Genomic DNA, 16,402 nt, shown 5'->3' with positions numbered 1-16,402 from the left:
ACCCATGATTGAGTAATGTGTCGGTAACAGACAAGGAACCCCCATGAACGACCCGCAGCGCTCGACCCCTGAGAACCTGGTCGCCCGGGTGCGGGCCGTGCTTCCCTCACTGACACCGTCCGCGCAGATCATCGCGCAGATGATCCTGGACGACCCGGCCACCGTCGCGGGGAGCACCATCACCGAGCTCAGTGCCACCTCGGCGGTCAGCGAGGCCACCATCGTGCGCACCGCGCGGGTCCTGGGGTTCTCCGGGTACGCCCAGCTCCGGCTGGCCCTCGCCGCGGCGGCGGCAGCGGCGGCGGCCACGCGGCAGGGGCCGGACCGGCTGGTCCCCGGCGACCTCGCTCCCGACGACCCGCTGTGCGACGTGATCGCCAAGGTCAGCCGGGCCGAAGCGCAGGCCATCGAGGACACCGCGGCGCAACTGTCCCCCGAGCGGCTCGGCGAGGTCGTGGACGCCGTCACCGCGGCCCGCAGGGTCGACGTGTACGGGGTCGCGGCGTCGGGCCTGGTGGCGGCCGACATGGCGCAGAAGCTCATGCGCATCGGGTTGTCGTCCCACGCGTTCACCGACGCGCACCTGGCGCTGACCAGCGCCGTGCTGCTGCGGCCCGGCGACGTCGCGGTGGGGGTGAGCCGCACCGGCGAGACGCCGGACGTCCTTGAGCCGATGCGCCGCGCGCACCGCGCCGGGGCGACGACGGTGGCGATCACCAACAACCCGCGCTCGGCCCTCGGGGAGCTGTGCACCCATGTGCTGATCTCCGCGGGGCGGGAGACGGCGTTCCGGCCCGGCGCGCTGGCGAGCAGGATCAGCCAGCTCCTGCTGGTGGACTACGTGTTCGTGGGCGTCGCCCAGCGGACGTCGGAGTCGTCCAACGAGGCCCTGCGCGTCACCCGCGACGCGGTGAAGGAGTTCGTCACCGAGTCCCGCCCCCGGTCGCGCCGTTCTCCCTGAGAACGGCCCCGAGCGGGGAAGCGGGCGGCGTCACGCGCGGATCAGTGGGTGCGTAGCGAAGGATCTTGGAGAGCATGGTGACGGCGAGGACGACCACGCCGATGATGAGGGCCCACTTGATCAGGCCGGTGATGAGCCCGATGAGCGAGCCGAGCAGGAAGAATGCGGCGACGACCACCGCGATGGCAAGAAGTATGCGTCCCATGCCCACGACGGTAAGCGGCCGGGGCCCCGCGTGGGGCGTCCGGCCGCCGAGTTCAGGGACGAGTCAGGGTCGGCCCTGAGGCCGCACCGGGGGCGCGGCGGGGAGTGCTACAGGACGGCGCAGCCGACCCGCAGCGGGATCCGCGGGGACCAGCGGCCCGAGGTGACGTCGAACGCCTGGGCGTAGCCGTTGCTCGGGCGGCCGGCGGCGGCGCAGTCGAACACGCCGGTCTTCTTGCCGAAGCTCGCGCCGGCGAAGCCGCTGTGCGCGGTGGCGTTCACGGTGCCCTGCCACAGCGTGCGGCCGGTGTTGAGCCGGATGTACAGCCTGACCTGGCCGAAGTTGTAGTGGTCGCCGCTGAGCTTGATGCGGGGGATGTCGTCGGTCGAGGTGGTGGTGGAGGTGCCGTCGCCGTTGTCGCGCGGCGGCACGGTGTACCGGTTGACCCACAGCCGCGCGGACACCTTGCGGGCGGCGGCGAGGGCGTTGTCCGAGCGGACCTGCGCGCGGACCGCCGGGGTGACGCAGACGTCGTCGCCGCTGAAGGCCTCACGCCAGACGTAGCCCTGGACGCAGGTGTGCGGGCCGAAGGCGCCGGAGACCCACCTGCCGGCCGCGGTGGCGTTCTCGGTGCGGGTCCGGTCGCGCACGCCGCCGGTGACGCAGACGTGGTCGGACGGGCGGGCCTCGCGCCAGACGTACCCCTGCAGGCAGGTGTCGGGGCCGAAGTCGCCGTCGGAGGCGGCGGAGGCCGAGCCGGCGGGGACGGTGACGGTGACGGCCAGGCCGGCGAGGGTGGCGGCGGCGAGACCGAGCAGGGTGCGCTTCATGGTGTTCTCCGTTGCTGAGATGCTTCCCGGCCCGGTCGTCTTCCGCCGGGGGGCCTTGCACTCTCAGTGATAGAGCCCGCCACCTGAACGTTCATTGACACCCGCTTGCGCCCCACCGCCGCACGGGCGTGCAAGCGCACGCAAGATACCTGCAAGTACGGTCACAGCGGGACGGCGAACACCACCCGGCGCCCGGCGAACTCGGTGACGCTCCACAACTGGCCCCGCTCGGCCCAGCAGGTGAGGTCCTCCGGCCCGATCGGCCACTTCTTGCTCACCGGCGCCTCCCGCTCCTCGGCCGTCAGCAGGACGCCGTTGGACCGCGACGTGCCGGCCTGGCTGAGGTACCAGCGTCCCTGGTGGCACAGCCCGCCCTGGATCTTGGCCGCGGGCATGGTGAAGGCGTTCACCGCGCGGGCCACGCCGTCGTCGCCGGCGCGCAGCGTGCCGTCCTCGCCGAGCTCCCATCGGGCCACCCGGCCGTCCCGCTGCGGCGCCTCGTCCGCCCCGACGAACTCGCCGCTGACCAGGGAGTGCGGGGTGGTGGTGCGGTCGACCGCGGCGAAGGAGAACCGGGCGGATCCGGCGGGGCCCGTGAGCGTCCAGGCGTCCACCTGCGGCATCACGTAGCGGTAGCCGTAGGCGTGGTAGCGGCCGTCGCGCAGCCCGATCTGGTCCTCGTCCCCGGCCACCTCGTAGATGTGGCGGGTGTCGAACACCCGCATCCCCCGCGCGGTGTCCGGCACGTAGATCAGGTCGCCGTACCAGGCGACGCCGCCCGCGTGGATGTTGATCGGGGTGTAGGTGTCGTCCTTGGGCGCGACCAGCAGGACGTGCCGGTACTTCGACGTCGCGGTGTCAAGGAACGTCACCCTGATGCCGCGCTCGGCGGGCGCGCCCACCGGTTTCCAGTACCAGGTGACGGCGAGCGCCTTGGCGCCGGGCAGCCCGGCCTCGGAGCTGGACGCGACGCCCTGGGGGTACCAGTCGACGGTGTCGTTGTCGCCGGCGTTGAAGCAGTACCAGTCGGCCGGGCGCGGCTTCATCGTGCCGAACGCGGCGGTGGCGCCCTTGCGCACGGCGGTGCGGTTGGCCTTGGCGAGCACTTCCTTCAGGTCCCGGGCGGGGAGCTTGCCCGCGAGGGTCTGGACGGCCCGGGCGAGGTCGCGGGTGTTCCGGCGCAGGTGGAACGGCGCCGGGTCCGTCGCGGTCATCCGAGTCACGGCCATAAATCAGTCCTTGTCGGGATCTGGCGATTGATCACGACAGTCTCCCCCAGGCGTCGTCAGCCCGTCCACCCGGACGCCGTCTCCGGTAAGGCGGGACAGAAAGGGGGCCGGGTACGGCAGCCCGTACCCGGCCCCTGCCCGCGGTGCGATCACGCCACCGTGCAGGCCGCCCCGTTGAGGGTGAAGCTCGACGGCGCCGTGTTGGTGCCGCTGTAGGAGGCCTGGAAGCCGATCGAGGTGTTGGCTCCCGCCGCGATGCTGCCGTTGTAACTCATGTTGGTGGCCGTCACCGACGTGCCGCTCTGGTTGAACGTCGCGCTCCAGCCCGACGTGATGCGCTGGTTGCCGGGGAAGGTGAAGCCGAGCGTCCAGCCGTTCAGCGCCGAGCCGCCGGTGTTGGTGATGGTGACGGTGGCGGTGAAACCGTCGTTCCACTGGCTCACCGAGTAGCCCACCCGGCAGGACCCGCCACTGCCGCCGCCGCTCGAGGTGGTCACCGAGACCGCGTTCGACGCCGGCGAGGTGTTGCCCGCCGCGTCCCTGGCCCGCACCGTGAACGAGTACTGCGTGCTGGCCGACAGGCCGCTCACGGTGTACGACGTGCCGCTGGACTGGCCGACGGGCGAGCCGTTCCTGAGCACCTCGTAGGCGGTGACGCCGACGTTGTCACTGGAGGCGTTCCAGGCCAGCGTGACGCTGTTGGAGGTGACGCCGGTCGACCGCAGGTTGGACGGCGCGCTCGGCGCGGTCGTGTCGCCGCCGCCGCCGGTGCCGACGCTGTAGGAGAAGTTGTTGACGGCCAGGCCGGTGCCGCCGACCCACGGCTCGAAGCCGACCTGCACGCTGGTGAGGTACCAGGAGGTCTGGCCGTAGCCGCGGCTCACCACGTCGTTCCAGAACGTCGCCACGTTGAAGTCGATCGAGGACGTCGCCGAGGTGCGCACGTAGGAGATGACGTTCCAGCCGATGTTGCCGAACCAGACGTCCCAGGAGCCGCCGGCGAGGTTCACCGAGCCGACCCGGTTGCCGACCGGCTGGACCTGGCCGGTGTGGGCGAGCCACACCATGATCTCGGCACCGGTGTTCTGGCCGTCGGTGCGCGCCGTCGGGTCGAACCAGATGTCGTAGGCGGCGTCGAACACCCCGGCGGAGGAGGGCGCCGAGATGCTGGCGCTCGTCCTGACGGTGGAGAAGCGGCTGTCGGTCACCCGCATCGGCAGGCTGCTGCCGCTGCTGCAGTTGGCGTAGTGGCAACCGGCGTAGACGGCGGGGTAGGAACCGGGGGCGCCGTTCTGCGGCTTGTTGTGGCTGGCCTCGGTGATCCTGAATCCGGTGCTGGTGACGTTGATGCACTGCCGGGTGTCGTCACCCCAGTTGTTGTTCATGACGACGTACCGGCCGCCGTTGATCGTGGTGGAGCCGTACTTCTCGCAGATCAGCGTGTCGGCGCGCGAGGGGCCGGCGATCGCCACCGACAACAGGACCGAGCCTAGGGCCGCGACCACGGCCATCAGGACCCGTAGGGCATGACGTTTCATGTGGACTCCGGAGGGACGTCGAGTGGGAGCGCTCCCAGTCACCGCGACAGTAGGCCGAGCCCACCGTGGCGCCCAGTGCCGCCGGCGCGAACCGGCCGGGCACCGACCCCTGACCTGGCCTTTGACCTGCGGAAAAGCTGAAAGTTTCAGCTCCGGTTACGCGGCGGTGCCCGCGCGGGGCTCCGCGGCGGCGGCGCGGGCCACGTTGCGCGCCATACTGCCGAAGATCAGCCCGTGGAGCGGGTAGACGCCCCACCAGTACAGATGGCCGAGCAGCCCGCGCGGGTGGAAGATCGCCCGCTGGCCGTACACCGTGCGGCCCTCCTCCTCGCGGCAGGACAGCTCCAGCCAGGCGAAGCCGGGCAGGCGCATCTCGGCGCGCAGCCGCAGCAGGCGTCCTGGCTCGATCTCCTCCACGCGCCAGAAGTCCAGCGCGTCCCCCACCCGCAGCCGCCGGGGGTCGCGGCGGCCGCGGCGCAGGCCCACTCCCCCGGCGAAGCGGTCGAGCAGGCCGCGCGCCTCCCAGGCCACGGGCAGGGAGTACCAGCCGTGCTCGCCGCCGATGCCCTCGATCACCCGCCACAGCGCCTCGGGGGGCGCGTCCACCCGCGCCGACCGCTCGTCCGCGTACAGGCTGCCGCCCGCCCAGCCGGGGTCGGTGGGCAGCGGGTCGCTCGGCGCGCCCGGGGTGGAGGCCGAGGACCAGCGGGTCGCGACGCCGGCCTCCTTGATGCGGTGCAGCGCCATGCGCACGGCCTGCGGGAAGCCCATCAGGCCGCCGGGCGGGTCGGGGATGTACCGGGCGATGTCGTGCTCGTGGCAGACCGCCTCCTCGCGCAGCGACTCCACCAGCGGGCGGGCCACGCCCGCGGGCACCGGCGTCACCAGGCCCACCCACAGGCTGGACAGGCGGGTGGTGAGCAGCGGCACCGGGATGATCAGCCGGGGCGGCAGACCGGCCACGGCGGCGTAGCCCCGCATCATGTCGGCGTACGTCAGCACGTCGGGGCCGCCGATGTCGAAACCGCGGCTCACCTCCGGCGGGACGTCCAGGGCGCCGACCAGGTAGCGCAGCACGTCGCGGATGGCGATGGGCTGGGTGCGGGTGGCGACCCACTTCGGGGTGGTCATCGCCGGCAGGCGTTCGGTGAGGTGACGCAGCATCTCGAACGACACCGACCCGGAGCCGATGATCACCGAAGCCCGCAGCGCGACCACCGGCACCCCGGAGGCGAGCAGGATGTGCTCGACCTCGGCCCGCGATCGCATGTGCGCGGACATCCGCTCCGGGCGATCACCCGGGGTGAGGCCGCCGAGGTAGACGATGCGCCGCACGCCCGCCTCCTTGGCCGCCGCCGCGAACGTGCGGGCGGCGCGGCGGTCGCGGGCGGCGAAATCGCGGCCGGAGCCCATGGTGTGGATCAGGTAGTACGCGGCCTCCACGCCGGAGAGGGCGGCGCGCGTGGCCACCGGGTCGGTGGCGTCCGCCTCGGCGACCTCCACACGGTCCCGCCACGTCTGGTCGCGCAGGTGGGGCGCCGAGCGCGCCATGCAGCGCACCTCATGGCCCGCCTTCAGCAGTTCGGGCACCAGCCGCCCGCCGATGTAGCCGGTCGCGCCGGTCACCAGGCACCGGGTCATGTCCACCCCCGTCCTCCCTTTTCGTACCGGGAGACCTACCCGGTTGCGCGGGGGATCCGGAATGATCACGCATGAGATCGGGTTCTCCAGGTAGGAGACCGTGAACCGGATTCATATAGCAGAAGGATGACGCCATGGCGCAGTTCCTCTTCGGCCAGGAGCACGTCGACAGGTACCAGGAGACCGACGGGCGCGAGGGCCACGACTGGCAGGGCACCTCCGTGCTGCTCCTCACCACCACCGGACGCAAGAGCGGGCGGCGGATCACCACCCCGCTGATCTACCAGAAGCACGGGGACGACTACGTGATCGTGGCGTCCAAGGGCGGCGCCCCCGAGTCGCCGCAGTGGTACCACAACCTCGTGGCCGACCCCAAGGTCGAGGTGCAGGTGAAGGGGGACAGGTTCCAGGCCGACGCCCGCACCGCCGGCCCGGGCGAGAAGCCGGAGCTGTGGCGCCTGATGACCGCCGCCTGGCCGCAGTACGACGAGTACCAGACCAAGACCGACCGGCAGATCCCGGTGGTCGTGCTTTCTCCCGCCGGTTCCTGACGCGGAGCCGGTGGCCCGCCCCACCGGGATTTGCCACAATGGCGCCCGGGAGGGGCGGGCGCGACCTCCCGGCCGTCCGGGACACGCCGGGCCGGCGCGTGGCGGCCAGGGAGGCACCGTGGGCGGCGACAACCGCACGGCCGAGATCATGATCGCCGAGGCCCGGAAGGCCTTCTGGGTCATGGTCGGCTTCCTGGCCTTCATCTGGATCGTGCAGATCGTCAACGCCCTGTCGGGCTATCTGCTCAGCCAGTCGTTCGGCATCGTCGCCCGCGACCCGGCCCGCCTGCCGGGCGTGGTGACCGCCCCGTTCCTCCATTGGAGCTGGGGGCACATCGAGGGCAACTCCGGCCCGCTGTTCGTGTTCGGCTTCCTCGCCGCCTACCGGGGAGTGGTGAGGTTCCTCGGCGTGACCGCGCTCATCGCGGTCACCAGCGGCCTCGGTGTGTGGTTCGTCGCCGGTCCCTCGGCCGTGACGGCGGGCGCCAGCGGGGTGGTCTTCGGATACTTCGGCTACATCCTGGTCCGGGGGATCTTCGACCGGCACACCATCGACATCGTGGTCGGGCTGGTGATGGCGCTGTGCTTCGCCTACCAGTTCACCGGCCTGCTGCCGTCCGACGCGTTCAGCTGGCAGGGCCACCTGTTCGGGTTCGCCGGCGGCATCCTCGGCGGCTGGCTGTTCCGGGAACGGCGGCCGCGGGCCGCGGCCGGTCCCCGTCCGGTCGCCGGGCCCGCCGCCAAGGGCATCGGCGGGCCCACCCCCACCGCCACGACCGCCGACCCGTCCCGGGCCGCCCTGCTCAAGGAACTGGACGACCTCGGGCTCTGAGCCGTCTCACCAGGGGAGGTTCCCCTCGTCGTCCATGTAGGCGCCGGTCGGGCCGTCGTCCGGGAGCAGCGCCAGCCGTACGGCGACGGCCGCGCCCTGGGCGGCGGTGCGGGGGCCGGAGTGGGCGTTGATGTCGGTCGCGCAGTACCCGGGATCGGCGGCGTTGACCTTGATGGGGGTGTCGCGCAGCTCCTTGGCGTAGGACAGGGTGACCATGTTGAGCGCCGACTTGGACGAGTTGTACGTCAGCAGGTTGAGGTCGTAGAAGGGCATGGAGGTGTCGGAGCCCAGGGTGAGGGAGCCGAGGCCGCTGGACATGTTCACGATGCGTGCGGCGGGGGCGCGGCGCAGCAGCGGCAGCATCGCGTTGGTGACCGCCACCACGCCGAACACGTTCGTCTCGTAGGTGGCGCGCAGCACCTCGAGCGGGGTGGCGCTCGGCCGCATGTCGTCCTGGGGCACGATGATGCCCGCGTTGTTCACCAGGATGTCCAGCACGCCGTACTGCTCCTCGATCCAGGCGGCGGCCGCCTTCACCGAGTCGTCCGAGGTGACGTCCAGCCGGACGGACCTGGCGCCGAGCTTCTCCGCCGCCGCGCGGCCCCGCTCCTCGTCGCGGGCGCCGATCAGCACGGTGACGCCCCGTTCGTGCAGCTCCCTGGCGATCTCGAAGCCGATGCCCTTGTTCGCGCCGGTGATCAATGCGTTGGTCATGGGGACCACCCTCCGGCCGGGGCGCCGAGGGCGGGAGAGACCTCCCGAGCCTGGTACCGGCGGTACCACCGGGCGTCCTCGAGTGGGATCGGCGGTACCACCCACATGGCCCGGCGAACCGTCATGCTGGAGTGCATGAACCGGAACGAGCTGGCCGAATTCCTGCGCGACCGCCGGGCCAAGGTGCGGCCGTACGACGTCGGGCTGCCGGACGGCGGGCGCAGGCGCACGCCGGGGCTGCGGCGGCAGGAGGTCGCGCAGCTCGCCGGGATGTCGGTGGACTACTACATCAGGCTGGAGCAGGCCCGGGGGCCGGTGCCGTCGCGGCAGGTGCTCAACGCCCTCAGCCGGGCCCTCATGCTCACCAGCGACGAGCGGTCCTACCTGTACAACCTGGCCTGCCCCACGCCGCTGCGGCCCTCGGGCGGGCCACGGCAGGACGTGCCGGCTGGCATCCGGCTGCTGCTCGCCCAGATGGGGGACGTACCGGCGTACGTCATGGACGCGCGGTACGAGATCCTCGCGTGGAACACGATGGCGTCCGCGCTGATGGGGGGCCTTGAGTCGGTGCCGCCGGACCACCGCAACGTGGTGCGGTGGGTGTTCACCTCGCCCCACCTGCGCGAGCACATGGGCAGCGAGGAGAAGAGCCGGTTCGCCCGGTTGTGCGTGGCCGACCTGCGGGCCGCCGCCGCGCGGTACCCCGGTGACCGGGGCATCCGCGATCTGGTGACCGAGATGCTGGCGCTGAGCCCGGAGTTCGCCGAGCTGTGGGCGGCGCACGAGGTGGCGGTGCGGCGCGACCAGCCCAAACGGCTGGAGCACCCCGTGGTGGGGCCGGTGGACGTGGTGTGCCAGGTGCTCGACATCCCGGAACGGGACCAGCGGCTCGTGGTGTACACCGTGGAGCCGGGGTCGCCCTCCATGCGGGCGCTGCGCCGCCTGCGCGAGATGGCGGAGGCCGGGCTCGCGCCGGTGTTCGTGCCGGGGCCCGCGATGAACGGGGCCACCCGCGAGGCCGCGGGGCTGGAGTCCGCCTGAACGCGGCCGGCCCGGTCACATGGGCCTGGCCGTCACGGGGGCCTGGCCGTCACGGGGGCCTGGCGGCTCCGCCTGAACCGCCGTGTCCACCGGCCGGCCGGGGCCCGGTTGTCCACAGGGTGGCTGGACCATCGCGCGGACTTCGGCACTATTGACATGTGAGCCTCCTCCAGCACCTCCCCGAGACCCCTGACCCCGACGCGCTCTTCGAGGCGTTCATCGAGTGGAACGCCGGGCGTGGCCTGACGCTGTACCCGGCGCAGGAGGAGGCGCTGATCGAGGTCGTCTCGGGGAACAACGTGATCCTCGCGACACCCACCGGGTCGGGCAAGAGCCTGGTGGCGGCGGGCGCCCACTTCGCGGCGCTCGCGGACGGCAGGCGCACCTTCTACACCGCGCCGATCAAGGCGCTGGTGTCGGAGAAGTTCTTCGACCTGTGCGCGGTGTTCGGCACCGAGAACGTCGGCATGATGACCGGCGACGCCGCGGTCAACGCCACCGCGCCCATCATCTGCTGCACCGCCGAGATCCTCGCGTACATCGCGCTGCGCGACGGCGCCCGGGCCGACGTCGGGCAGGTCGTGATGGACGAGTTCCACTTCTACGCCGAGCCGGACCGCGGGTGGGCGTGGCAGGTGCCGCTGCTGGAACTGCCGCAGGCCCAGTTCGTCCTGATGTCGGCCACGCTGGGGGACGTCACGCGGTTCGAGAGCGACCTGACGCGGCGCACCGGCCGCGAGACGGCCGTGATCCGGTCGGCGACCCGTCCGGTGCCGCTGTACTACAGCTACCGCCTCACGCCCCTGCACGAGACGCTGGAGGAGCTGCTGTCCACCGGGTCCGCGCCGGTGTACGTCGTGCACTTCACCCAGGCCGCGGCCATGGAGCGGGCGCAGGCGCTGATGAGCGTCAACATGTCCACCAAGGCCGAGAAGGAAGCCATCGCGGCGCTGATCGGCCACTTCCGGTTCACCACCAAGTTCGGGCGGGCGCTGTCCCGGCTGGTGCGGCACGGCATCGGGGTGCACCACGCCGGCATGCTGCCGAAGTACCGGCGGCTGGTGGAGCGGCTGGCACAGGCCGGGCTGCTGAAGGTCATCTGCGGCACCGACACGCTCGGGGTCGGGGTGAACGTGCCGATCCGCACCGTGCTGTTCACCGCGCTCAGCAAGTTCGACGGCAACCGGGTGCGGCTGCTGCGTGCCCGCGAGTTCCACCAGATCGCCGGCCGCGCCGGGCGGGCCGGGTTCGACACCCTCGGGTACGTCGTGTGCCAGGCGCCCGACCACGTCGTGGAGAACGAGAAGGCGCTGGCCAAGGCCGGGGACGACCCGAAGAAGCGGCGCCGGGTGGTGCGCAAGAAGCCGCCGGAGGGGTTCGTCAACTGGAGCGAGGAGACGTTCGAGCGGCTGCAGAAGGCCGAGCCCGAGCCTCTGACGTCCCGCTTCAAGGTCAGCAACGCCATGCTGCTCGCCGTGATCAACCGTCCCGGCGACTGCTACGCGGCGATGAAGCGGCTGCTCACCGACAACCACGAGGACCGCCGGGCCCAGCGCCGCCACATCAGCCACGCCATCGCGATCTACCGCTCCCTGCTGGCCGGCGGCGTCGTCGAGACGCTGCGCGAGCCCGACGACCAGGGCCGCCGCGCCCGCCTCACCGTGGACCTGCAGGAGGACTTCGCCCTCAACCAGGCCCTGTCGACGTTCGCCCTGGCTTCCTTCGAGCTGCTGGACGCCGAGTCCCCGACCTACCCCCTGGACGTCGTCTCCATCGTCGAGTGCACCCTGGACGACCCGCGGCAGATCCTGCACTCCCAGCTCAACAAGGCCCGCGGCGAGGCCGTGGCCCAGATGAAGGCCGACGGCGTCGAGTACGAGGAGCGCATGGAGCTCCTGACCGAGGTCACCTACCCCATGCCGCTGCAGGACCTGCTGTTCGGTGCCTACGAGACCTACCGCCGCGGCCACCCCTGGGTGGGCGACCACGCCGTCAGCCCCAAGTCGGTCGTCCGCGACATGTACGAACGGGCCATGACCTTCGGCGAGTACGTGCAGTACTACGAGCTCTCCCGCTCCGAGGGCGCCGTCCTGCGCTACCTCGCCGACGCCTACCGCACGCTGAGCCGCACCGTGCCCGACCACATGAAGACCGACGAACTGTACGACCTGATCGAGTGGCTGGGCGAGCTGGTCCGCCAGGTCGACTCCAGCCTGCTGGACGAGTGGGAGAAGCTCCAGAACCCCACCGACGACGCCCTGGACCGTCCCGTGGAGGAGACCACCCGCCCCGTCACGGCCAACCGCCGCGCCTTCCGCGTGCTGGTACGCAACGCCATGTTCCGCCTGGTGGAACTGGCCGCCCGCGAACGCTACGACGACCTGGAGGCCGCGGCCGACATCGACTGGGAGGACGCCCTGGCGGCCTACTACGAGGAGCACGAGGAGATCCTCACCGGCCCGAACGCCCGCGGCCCCGCCCTCCTGATGATCGAGGAGGAGAAGGACCTGTGGAACGTCCGCCAGATCCTGGACGACCCCGCCGGCCACCACGACTGGGGCATCTCCGCCCAGGTCGACCTAGCGGCCTCCGACGAGGAAGGCCACGCCGTTCTCCATGTGACCGCCCTGGACCGCCTCTGACGAGACCGCCGCCATGCCTGACGTCGTCTATTGGTTCTTCGCCCTGCCGGATCCCCTTCCTGTGCCGCACGGGACCACGATCCCGTTCACGTACCAGCGGCACATGGTGGACGCGCTCCGGCTCCTGCACGAGGACGGCCGATGCGCAGACGAAGATCACAACCTGCCGATCGAGGAGATGCTCGTCTCCCTGAGGTTCTGGCAGCGGCGAACCAGGTGGCACGACCCTTTCGAGCTCGACTCCACCCTGTCGGTGGCCAGAGCGGCGTTTCCCCCCGAAGGCATGGAGATCCCAGAGAACCGGGCCGGGCTGGAGCGGGACCTGACGATCGTCGAAGCCGCCGTGATCCTCGAAGAAGGCCGGGACCATGACGAGGAGTCGACGAGTCAGGCATTCGATCGCGTGCTGGACTGCGTGCGCAGGGTTCAGCGCGCCTACGCCGTTGTCACGAAGCGCCCGGTGAAGCTCGCCACCAGGGAAACGCTGCCGCCGATGATCCCGACGGCGTGGCGACGCGCCGGCGAGGCGGACGACGGCTGGCCACGTGAGGTCTCGCTGTACCTGGTCAACCTGCACTCCGTCGTCGGCCACGTCGCGGAGCCCGAGTTGACGCCTGGCCAGATGGACGCCCTCGATCTGGCCATCCAACGCGACCGCTCAGCCTTCATGACCTACGTGGATCTCCGCCGCCAAGCCGGACTGGCCCTGTACCGGCTCGGGGACTACCGTGGCGCGGTCCTGGCGGCTGCCACCGCCGCCGAGGTGTTTTTGGACGACCTGCTCCTACATCTTCTGTGGGAGGAACGTACCCGGCCCGAGAACGCCTGCGACATCTTCGCGAACGAGCGCGCCGGCGTCCTCGCCCGGGTACGGACCCGGTACTCCGGTCGTCTCGGTGGGCTGTGGAGCGTGAAGGACCCGGGCCCGGTCAGGGACTGGGCGGAGAAGATCGCCGAGTTGCGGAACAGGGTCGTCCACGGCGGGCACTCCCCCGGGCTGAAAGAGGCGTCGGCGTCTCTGAACGCCCTGACGGGCCTGGAGACGTTCGTCGTGGGCCTTCTGTGCGATCCGACCGTGTCGTCCCGTTACCCCCGTTCGGCGATCGTCCTCGCCGGCGGCACGTTGGTGGAGCGTGATCTCATGACGCGGCGGATGCGAGCGCTGTCCGAGGACCCCGGCGAGCCCGACTGGGTGGAGACCTTCTCGCGCTGGCGTACCTCGACCTGGCGGCTCGCGGGTGAGAGGGCCGGTGAGCAAGTGCCCCCGGCCGCCCATGACGCGGCGTTGATCGCCGTTCTTCACGTGGACGATCGACTCGACTGGGTACTGCACGATTACAAGGCTGGCAAGGCCGCGCGGACCGCTGAGGCGTGGGCGCGCCTACCGGGGGGTCAGCGGGAGGCCACGCGGCGGCTTCTCGGTGAGCTCACAGCCGGCGCCCGTGACGAAGCGGTCTCCATCGCGTCCCTGCCGATCACCGGCCTGGCACCGGTGGAGGACTGGGTCGAGCAGCACCGCCGCCTGCCCGGCTGCGGCGTCATGGTGGATCGCTCCGACTTCTACTGAGTCCGGCTTCGGGGGCGGGGTCAGCCGCCCGAGACGTCCAGTTCGGCGTCCAGCGGCACCGCCGCGCCGTCTGGGTCGTCGAGCCAGCCGTCGGGCAGGTGGACGCGGGTGCGTCCGGCCGAGGTGCCCCGGGGGCCGTCGGCGGCCGGGCCCGGCCAGGGCTGGTCGGCGGGGAGGCGGGACAGGTGTTCGTCGAGTTCGGTGAGGGTCGCGGCGGTGGCCAGGGAGCGGCGCACGTCGGCGCCGACGGTGAAGCCCTTGAGGTACCAGCCGACGTGCTTGCGGAAGTCCAGCACGCCCTGAGCCTCGCGGCCGAAGCACTCCACCAGCAGGCGGGCGTGGCGGGCCATCGTGGCGGCGACCTCGCCGAGGGCGGGCACGGTGGGGGACGCGCCGCCGTTGAACAGGCCGTTCAGGTCGCGGAACAGCCACGGGCGGCCGAGGCATCCCCGGCCGATGACCACGCCGTCGCACCCGGTGCGGGCCATCATGCGCCCCGCGTCGGCGGCCGTCCAGATGTCGCCGTTGCCCAGCACGGGGATCTCCGGCACGGCGTCCCTGAGCCGGGCGATGGCGTCCCAGTCGGCCACCCCGCCGTAGTGCTGCACGGCCGTCCGGCCGTGCAGCGTGATCGCGCTCAGCCCCTCCTCCGCCGCGATGCGTCCGGCCGACAGGTACGTCAGGTGGTCGTCGTCGATGCCCTTGCGCATCTTCATCGTCACCGGCAACGTCCCGGCGTTGGTCACCGCCGCGCGCAGCACGGCCCGCAGCAGCTCCCGTTTGTACGGCAGCGCCGCCCCGCCGCCTCTTCGTGTCACCTTCGGCACCGGACAGCCGAAGTTCAGGTCGACGTGGTCGGCCAGCCCGTCCTCGGCGACGATCCGCACCGCCTTGCCGACGGTCTCGGGGTCCACCCCGTAGAGCTGGACGCTGCGCGGCGTCTCGTCGTCCGCGAAGCGGATCATCGCCATCGTCTTGGGGTTCCGCTCCACCAGCGCCCGGCTGGTGATCATCTCCGAGACGTACAACCCGCCGCCCTGCTCACGGCACAATGTACGGAAGGGCGCGTTGGTCACCCCCGCCATCGGCGCGAGCACCACCGGAGGCCACACATCGATCGTGCCTATCTTCACCCGGTAATTTCTACCTGAACCCGAACCCGGCTTCTCACCCAGCCCAAACCCGGGCAACCCATCTCGCGCGCCCCGCACCCCCGGCTCCCCCCGGTGCTCTTCCCCGAAACCAGCTCGGACTCCCTCGCCTCCCCGATTTCGCCTTCAGCATTTCCCGCACCCGCCCAAACGATGCATACCGACCAGGCCTTGCGGCAAATGTGCGGCGACCCGCCGGGCGACCACCGGACACGTATGGCTACCCTGGGATCACAGGCCGCCTTACCTGACACTTCGACACACAGGAGGCCGGCGGATGCTCCTGCGCCTGCGAATCACCCTCCCCGACCGGCCGGGGTCGCTCGGCCAGGTCACCCGCGTGCTCGGTGTCGCCGGCGCCGACATCATCCAGCTCACCGTGCTCGAACGCGGCGAGGGCCGCGCCGTCGACGACCTCACCGTCCACTGGCCCGACTCCTCCACCCGCCAGACGCTCGTCGACGCCCTGGAGTCCGTCCCCGGCATCAACGTCGAAGGCGTCTGGACCACCCGCGAGGCCCCCGGCACCTACCCCGAGCTGGAGGTCCTGAAGTACATCACCACCGCCGGCGACCGCGCGCTGGCCACCCTGATCGACTCCCTCCCCGTCCTGTTCAGCGCCGACTGGGCCGCCGCCGCCACCGAACGCCCCCCGCGCACCCTGGTCCACAAGAGCTGGCGCGCCCCCGACGACGTCACCTTCCCCGCCGTCACCCCACCCCGCCCCCAAGCCACCACCATGGACGACGGCCTCCACGTGATCGCCGCCCCCCTTCCCCCACTGGCCCTCACCTTCGTGCTGGCCCGCGCCGACGGCCCCCCCTTCCACCGCATCGAGGTCCACCGCCTCACGAGGATCCTCGAGATCTTCCTGACCCTCCCCGCGCTGGAACGCAGCCTCTCCCGCCCCTTCCGCGGCTCCAGAACCGGCTGACGCCCCTCGCGCCGGTTAGGCACAACCAGGAATCTCCGATAGAGTTCCATCCCGTCGCACGAGACCGCCCGAGCGGTCCCGACGGCGACACGCGGACGTGGCTCAGCTGGTAGAGCATCACCTTGCCAAGGTGAGGGTCGCGGGTTCGAATCCCGTCGTCCGCTCGAAGAAGTCCCACCCGGTGGAGTGGCCGAGAGGCGAGGCAGCGGCCTGCAAAGCCGCGTACACGGGTTCAAATCCCGTCTCCACCTCAAAGCAATGCCCGGGCGATTAGCTCAGTGGGAGAGCGCTACCTTGACACGGTAGAGGTCACTGGTTCAATCCCAGTATCGCCCACCACCTCGGAGTATCGGTAAGACCCCTGGCGGGAAATCGAGTCGCCGGTCGCGGATGAGCCAGGTTAGGATCAGGGACATGATCGACTCGATTCGCATGCGCCGCGCCTGAGGCGGCGTGACGTGCCGGGCCTGCTCGTGGATCGGGCGGCCCCTTTGACACCCCCTTCTCATCAGGGGTTTCTCCCGCGCGCCGCCTGAGTACGTCCACTCGGGATCAGGCAGGGACAA

At 71.2% G+C, this 16,402-nt stretch carries 14 protein-coding genes and 3 tRNA genes; 10 read left to right on the top strand and 7 right to left on the bottom strand.

Features of this window, described 5'->3' with window-relative positions:
* The first annotated feature begins 43 nt into the window (after positions 1-43).
* Positions 44-961 (top strand): MurR/RpiR family transcriptional regulator, encoded by a 918-nt coding sequence (locus ABGB17_RS08525; protein WP_347627268.1) that lies wholly within the window; start codon positions 44-46, stop codon positions 959-961.
* Here ABGB17_RS08525 and ABGB17_RS08520 read toward each other — a convergent pair.
* From ABGB17_RS08520 to ABGB17_RS08500, 5 genes are all read right to left on the bottom strand, one after another.
* Positions 924-1,166, bottom strand: a complete 243-nt coding sequence (locus tag ABGB17_RS08520; RefSeq protein ID WP_347627267.1) for a hypothetical protein — start codon at positions 1,164-1,166, stop codon at positions 924-926. The two genes, ABGB17_RS08525 and ABGB17_RS08520, sit on opposite strands and share 38 nt — an antisense overlap.
* 107 nt (positions 1,167-1,273) lie before the next feature.
* Positions 1,274-1,996 (bottom strand): hypothetical protein, encoded by a 723-nt coding sequence (locus ABGB17_RS08515; protein ID WP_347627266.1) that lies wholly within the window; start codon positions 1,994-1,996, stop codon positions 1,274-1,276.
* A 161-nt stretch (positions 1,997-2,157) separates the two neighbouring features.
* Positions 2,158-3,225 carry a hypothetical protein gene (locus ABGB17_RS08510; protein WP_347627265.1) on the bottom strand — a complete coding sequence of 356 codons (1,068 nt, stop codon included), beginning with the start codon at positions 3,223-3,225 and terminating at the stop codon, positions 2,158-2,160.
* A gap of 149 nt (positions 3,226-3,374) precedes the next feature.
* Complete coding sequence (locus ABGB17_RS08505) at positions 3,375-4,763, bottom strand: cellulose binding domain-containing protein (RefSeq protein WP_347627264.1); 1,389 nt, start codon at positions 4,761-4,763, stop codon at positions 3,375-3,377.
* Between the two features lie 156 nt (positions 4,764-4,919).
* A complete protein-coding gene (locus ABGB17_RS08500) occupies positions 4,920-6,404 on the bottom strand; it encodes an SDR family oxidoreductase (protein WP_347627408.1) in 1,485 nt (494 codons plus the stop codon).
* A 134-nt stretch (positions 6,405-6,538) separates the two neighbouring features.
* On the opposite strand from ABGB17_RS08500, the gene ABGB17_RS08495 reads away from it, so the two are divergent.
* Positions 6,539-6,955, top strand: coding sequence for a nitroreductase family deazaflavin-dependent oxidoreductase (locus tag ABGB17_RS08495; RefSeq protein WP_347627263.1), 417 nt, complete (start codon positions 6,539-6,541; stop codon positions 6,953-6,955).
* Positions 6,956-7,073: 118 nt separating this feature from the next.
* A complete protein-coding gene (locus ABGB17_RS08490) occupies positions 7,074-7,787 on the top strand; it encodes a rhomboid family intramembrane serine protease (RefSeq protein ID WP_347627262.1) in 714 nt (237 codons plus the stop codon).
* A gap of 6 nt (positions 7,788-7,793) precedes the next feature.
* On the opposite strand, the gene ABGB17_RS08485 is transcribed toward ABGB17_RS08490, so the two are convergent.
* On the bottom strand, positions 7,794-8,501 hold the full coding sequence (locus ABGB17_RS08485; protein ID WP_347627261.1) for an SDR family oxidoreductase: 708 nt from the start codon (positions 8,499-8,501) through the stop codon (positions 7,794-7,796).
* Between the two features lie 135 nt (positions 8,502-8,636).
* Between ABGB17_RS08485 and ABGB17_RS08480 the strand changes: the two genes are divergently transcribed.
* The 3 genes from ABGB17_RS08480 (at position 8,637) to ABGB17_RS08470 (ending at position 13,751) form a co-directional block, all read left to right on the top strand.
* Positions 8,637-9,542 (top strand): helix-turn-helix transcriptional regulator, encoded by a 906-nt coding sequence (locus ABGB17_RS08480; protein ID WP_347627260.1) that lies wholly within the window; start codon positions 8,637-8,639, stop codon positions 9,540-9,542.
* Positions 9,543-9,700: 158 nt separating this feature from the next.
* A complete protein-coding gene (locus ABGB17_RS08475; RefSeq protein ID WP_347627259.1) occupies positions 9,701-12,184 on the top strand; it encodes a DUF3516 domain-containing protein in 2,484 nt (827 codons plus the stop codon).
* 13 nt (positions 12,185-12,197) lie between these two features.
* Positions 12,198-13,751 (top strand): hypothetical protein, encoded by a 1,554-nt coding sequence (locus tag ABGB17_RS08470; protein ID WP_347627258.1) that lies wholly within the window; start codon positions 12,198-12,200, stop codon positions 13,749-13,751.
* Between the two features lie 20 nt (positions 13,752-13,771).
* Here the strand turns inward: ABGB17_RS08470 and dusB are convergent, their stop codons facing one another.
* Complete coding sequence (dusB, locus tag ABGB17_RS08465; protein ID WP_347627257.1) at positions 13,772-14,884, bottom strand: tRNA dihydrouridine synthase DusB; 1,113 nt, start codon at positions 14,882-14,884, stop codon at positions 13,772-13,774.
* A 295-nt stretch (positions 14,885-15,179) separates the two neighbouring features.
* Between dusB and ABGB17_RS08460 the strand changes: the two genes are divergently transcribed.
* The 4 genes from ABGB17_RS08460 (at position 15,180) to ABGB17_RS08445 (ending at position 16,175) form a co-directional block, all read left to right on the top strand.
* Entirely contained in the window at positions 15,180-15,836 is a 657-nt protein-coding gene (locus tag ABGB17_RS08460; RefSeq protein ID WP_347627256.1) for an ACT domain-containing protein, read from the top strand.
* A gap of 91 nt (positions 15,837-15,927) precedes the next feature.
* Positions 15,928-16,000 (top strand) — tRNA-Gly (locus ABGB17_RS08455).
* 16 nt (positions 16,001-16,016) lie between these two features.
* Positions 16,017-16,087 (top strand) — tRNA-Cys (locus ABGB17_RS08450).
* 13 nt (positions 16,088-16,100) lie between these two features.
* Positions 16,101-16,175, top strand: a tRNA-Val gene (locus ABGB17_RS08445).
* Positions 16,176-16,402: the final 227 nt, after the last annotated feature.

This window comes from Sphaerisporangium sp. B11E5 (assembly GCF_039871875.1).
Taxonomy (GTDB): Bacteria; Actinomycetota; Actinomycetes; order Streptosporangiales; family Streptosporangiaceae; genus Sphaerisporangium.
The sequence above is the reverse complement of the archived record's forward strand: the minus strand, read 5'-3'. Positions and strand labels throughout refer to the sequence as shown.